Here is a 3,978-nt window from a genome sequence, read left to right as displayed (position 1 = left end):
TGGATGATGAGCCCCGGTTATGATACCGTTATGGCCAGTTTTGACAGGATGATAAACTTACGCTGCATGGAGTGCCATACATCAAGCGCTAAAACTGAGCCGGGTAAGCTTCCAAGCTTTTCGGGTGATGCTATAGGTTTCCAAAAAAATTCGATCATATTGAGCATTGATTGCGAACGCTGCCACGGCGGTGCCAGGCAGCATGTAAATTTCCAGACAGAAAACCCGACTGTTAAAACTGCAAAATACATAACCAAAATAAGCGACTTAACCCGCGAACAGAAGATAGACCTTTGCGGCACATGCCACTCGGGCACACAAACCCAAAATTCTAAATCGATATTTGATTTTAAACCGGGCGATAAACTCACCGACTATAAAAAACACGCCCCATCTGCAGGCCCTTTAGATCTGGCCCACCTTGATGTACACGGCGACCAGCTGGATATGCTCAAAACCAGCAAATGCTATATAAGCAGCCAAATGGATTGCTCTACCTGCCACAATACCCACAAAAACGAGCGTAATGACATGGCGTTGTTTGCCCAGCGTTGCCAAACCTGCCATAAAACAGCCAACCACAACCTTTGTAAAATGACAGGCAAGCTTGATGCAAAAGTATTACAGGCAAAATGTATATCCTGCCACATGCCTGCCCTTCCCTCAAAAGCAATAGTTAACGAAAAGGAATCGGTATTGATACACACGCACCACATCGCGGTTTATCCTGATGAAATAACAAAGATAACGGACTATATAAAAAAGAAATGATGGTTATCCTACCGCGTTGTAGGTAGCATAACCATCATTAAAGGAAGTTTAAACTCTATTTCTTTATGTTATTCTCCAGTACTATAAAAGGCTGGTGTTCATCCCACGAGGGTGAAAAATTAGGCTGGAATAAGAACCCGCTTGCATAGTTACCCAAAATAATATCTGGCTTGCCATCCTTATTCAGGTCGCTTACATCCATAGCCATCCACCTGCCGTATTTGCTAACCGGCACAGCGTGCGGTTTAAACTGCATTGGTTTGTCCTGCTCAAAATATATAAATTCTTCGGCAGGGTTATTCTTCATATCGGCAAAAAAGGCAATGGTAGCAATATCAATATCACCGTCTTTATCAAAATCTGTAGCTATGGCTTTTGTACAGCCATTTATAGGATAAAACCAGCTTTGCTTAAAGTTAAAGTCGCCTGTGTTTTTATAAATGTATAAGCCGTGGTATGGTTTCAAGATCCGGGAATCGCGGAAATTGTATCCACAAGTATAGATCAAGTCAAGGTTACCATCGTGGTCAATATCCGTTAGCTGAAAACTGGTTGAACCGTACACCGGTGGGAAACGCAACAGTTCCTTATTGGTGAACCCACCTTTTTTATTATTTATAAATAACGATAAGCCTTCGTCGCCCGCGCCAAAAAGCACCATCAGATCAGGGTAACCGTCGTTATTAAAATCTTTTGATATGGCCTGTACGGCACCCGGCCTTTCGGTTATGGTAAATTGTTTTGTGGCTTTGTTATCTGCTCCTAATTTAAGTAAGTAAACACCACCTTTAGTATTCCCCTGCCCTAATACTACCAGTTCATTACGGCCATCCTTATCTATATCAATACTAAGGGTTTGTACAGGCCTTGGCATATCACCTGCTATTTCATTAAGGGTTAATTTTTTATCAACCAGGTTTACACCAAAGATCTTTCCATTCGGATAATCAACCGGATCAATACGGCCTATCAAAGATAATGTGGCATTATCAGCACCTGTAAAATTAGCATTCACAGCTGCTGATGGCAGGCCGATCACCGTTTTGGATTTAAGATGGTTATCCCATTCGGTCAAATTATTTGCAACCAAATCACTTGTATAGATATTACCTGTATTTAGATTTGCGGCCACCATTGTGGTAAATGAGATATCGTTGCTACCGGGCGGTTTTTTTAACGTAAAGCCCGCCCAATCATTTGTTAAGGCTATTGGCCGTTTTGCAGGTAGCAGGGTATCTGGCGCCAGTTTGTTATAGTAATTAACAATTGCCTGCCAATTAACTATAGATATGCCGCCGGTATCTTTAGGATCTTTATAAAAATCGGGGCCATAGGTTGATATACCCAGGTAACGTGCCATTTCTGGCAATGTGTGCATACGCCATACATTTTTGGTAAGCGTATTTACAGGTACAAGCGAATGGCATTTTGTACAATGCAGTTCTACAAGGTACTTACCATCGGCAATTGTATCGCCTGTAAGTGTATATGTGGTGCTTTTGCTTTTGCAGCCATCAAGCACGGTACTTAATGATAGTAACGCAACCCCTGATAATATGAAAGATGTAAATAAAAAGGTCTGCTTTAATTTCATAACAAATTGTAACGCTTGTTTAGTTCTCTAATTTCAATGTATTCCAAATGTGTTCGCCTATTTGCCTGCCTTGTTTTGCAGCCGCGTCAATACTAAATTTGTAATGGATACCTCCATAATAACGGCTTATTGATGTTTCTTCGGATGCCAGCAGGAACGATTTAAAATGGCGTTGCATGCCTATGTACCGCAAATCGCTGGTATCATCGTATTCAAAGTTATCGCCAAATAAATGGGTTAATATCACTGCCGATGCGGCGCTTATATCACTATGCCCGCTTGGGTATTCGGGGAAGGGTGGTGTTTGCAGCAGCGGCAGCCACTTGCTGTCAATTTTATCGTTTATAACCGTAACCGGCCTTATGTACTCGGTGGTATATTTTACCTGCCACCCGCATATAAACGCATCATACAAAGCAATCGAAGTTAAAGCGTAGGCTTGCGCAGTTTTCACCGCGTCGGCTTTTGTTTTTTTACAAGCTATGGCCGTAATGCCAATCCAATGGCCCCCGGGGGTAATTTTTTTGTTTACAAACATCATGTGCCCGTTATGCTGTATAACAAAAGGGTTATCATCCCAAAATTTAGCAATGCTTATCTGCTCGGGGGTAAGTTTTTTACTTTGCTCATAAACCGCAAGGTTTTGCTTAAAGTACTCACTGTTTTTATCATCGCTATATGGTGTTGGCGGCGGCAGCGGGAAATCTGAAGATGAGTTTACCACAAAGGTTTCCATAGTACCCCAGCAAAATTCTACGCCATCTAAATAATCTGGTGCTGTTGGGTGCCATTTACCATTATCAGTGCTGCCTAAAAACCTTGGTTTCCCTCTTGTTTTTGCATAGTTATCAAATTTAGAACGTGCTAATATTGCCGCGCCCACTTTTTCGCCAAAGGCAACAGAACGGGCATAGGTAGAGTCGTCAAGGTTATCCTGATACATAGCAAAAACCTTATCCTCGTATTTTTTTAAGGTATCTACAGAGAAGGTTACCTTATGCGCCACCGTAAAAAATGCCTTCGTAGCTGCAAGTGCATAGTTATATTTCACCCCTTTTTTAGGCTGCGGCATAGCTTTAAAGCCTTTTAGCTGGCTGGCTATTGAATTATACTTTGGGTTTTCGAAACGCATAGCCTCATATGCAGCCAGTGAGGTATAGCCATAGATACGGCTCGCTACCGGTGGACTAAAAACATCGTAAATAATAACCTGTGTAAGCTGATCAACATTCTGATGTAAAACATCAACATCGCTTATACGGGCAATTTTCTGCTTTTGCTTGCAGCTTATTGCCAGCAAACAAAATGCGGCTGCAATAAAAACCTTAAAGTATCTCATAATAACGGGTCTATAGTATAGTATTAATTTAAAGGTATATCTCTTTTTTGGCCGGCATTATCGGTTACCGTAACCGATGCCATTGTAGCATCAATATTAAAAAATCTGCCAGACTGCGACAAGAAAGAGGAACCATTATAAAACTCCTGTTTCGCGGTTTTTCCGTTTTTATATTTGATGGTGGCAAACATATCCAAAGGCTTTATGCTTACAGTGCGCACAGGCTTTTTCAGTTCAAACACTTTCATTACATCTTTATACTGTGTAGCAGCCA

The 3,978-nt window shown here is 41.5% G+C and carries 4 protein-coding genes; 1 reads left to right on the top strand and 3 read right to left on the bottom strand.

Features of this window, described 5'->3' with window-relative positions:
• The coding region (locus JWQ85_RS07150; protein WP_299466102.1) for a multiheme c-type cytochrome at positions 1-771 on the top strand (771 nt) is incomplete at its 5' end.
• Positions 772-826: 55 nt separating this feature from the next.
• On the opposite strand, the gene JWQ85_RS07145 is transcribed toward JWQ85_RS07150, so the two are convergent.
• The 3 genes from JWQ85_RS07145 to JWQ85_RS07135 all read right to left on the bottom strand — a co-directional run.
• Complete coding sequence (locus JWQ85_RS07145; protein ID WP_299466099.1) at positions 827-2,365, bottom strand: VCBS repeat-containing protein; 1,539 nt, start codon at positions 2,363-2,365, stop codon at positions 827-829.
• Positions 2,366-2,384: 19 nt separating this feature from the next.
• Entirely contained in the window at positions 2,385-3,704 is a 1,320-nt protein-coding gene (locus tag JWQ85_RS07140) for a vanadium-dependent haloperoxidase (RefSeq protein WP_299466096.1), read from the bottom strand.
• Between the two features lie 23 nt (positions 3,705-3,727).
• Positions 3,728-3,978, bottom strand: a 251-nt coding sequence (locus JWQ85_RS07135; RefSeq protein ID WP_299466093.1) for a hypothetical protein, incomplete at its 5' end; no start/stop codon positions are given.

Source organism: Mucilaginibacter sp. (genome assembly GCF_028288105.1).
Classification (GTDB): Bacteria; Bacteroidota; Bacteroidia; order Sphingobacteriales; family Sphingobacteriaceae; genus Mucilaginibacter.
Note: the sequence above shows the minus strand (reverse complement) of the source record. Positions and strands in the feature narration are given on the sequence as shown.

Bases quoted from the DNA above. Each gene is read 5' to 3' on its own strand.
- JWQ85_RS07145 (WP_299466099.1), bottom strand. From the start codon at position 2,365: ATGAAATTAAAGCAGACCTTTTTATTTACATCTTTCATATTATCAGGG.
- JWQ85_RS07140 (WP_299466096.1), bottom strand. From the start codon at position 3,704: ATGAGATACTTTAAGGTTTTTATTGCAGCCGCATTTTGTTTGCTGGCA.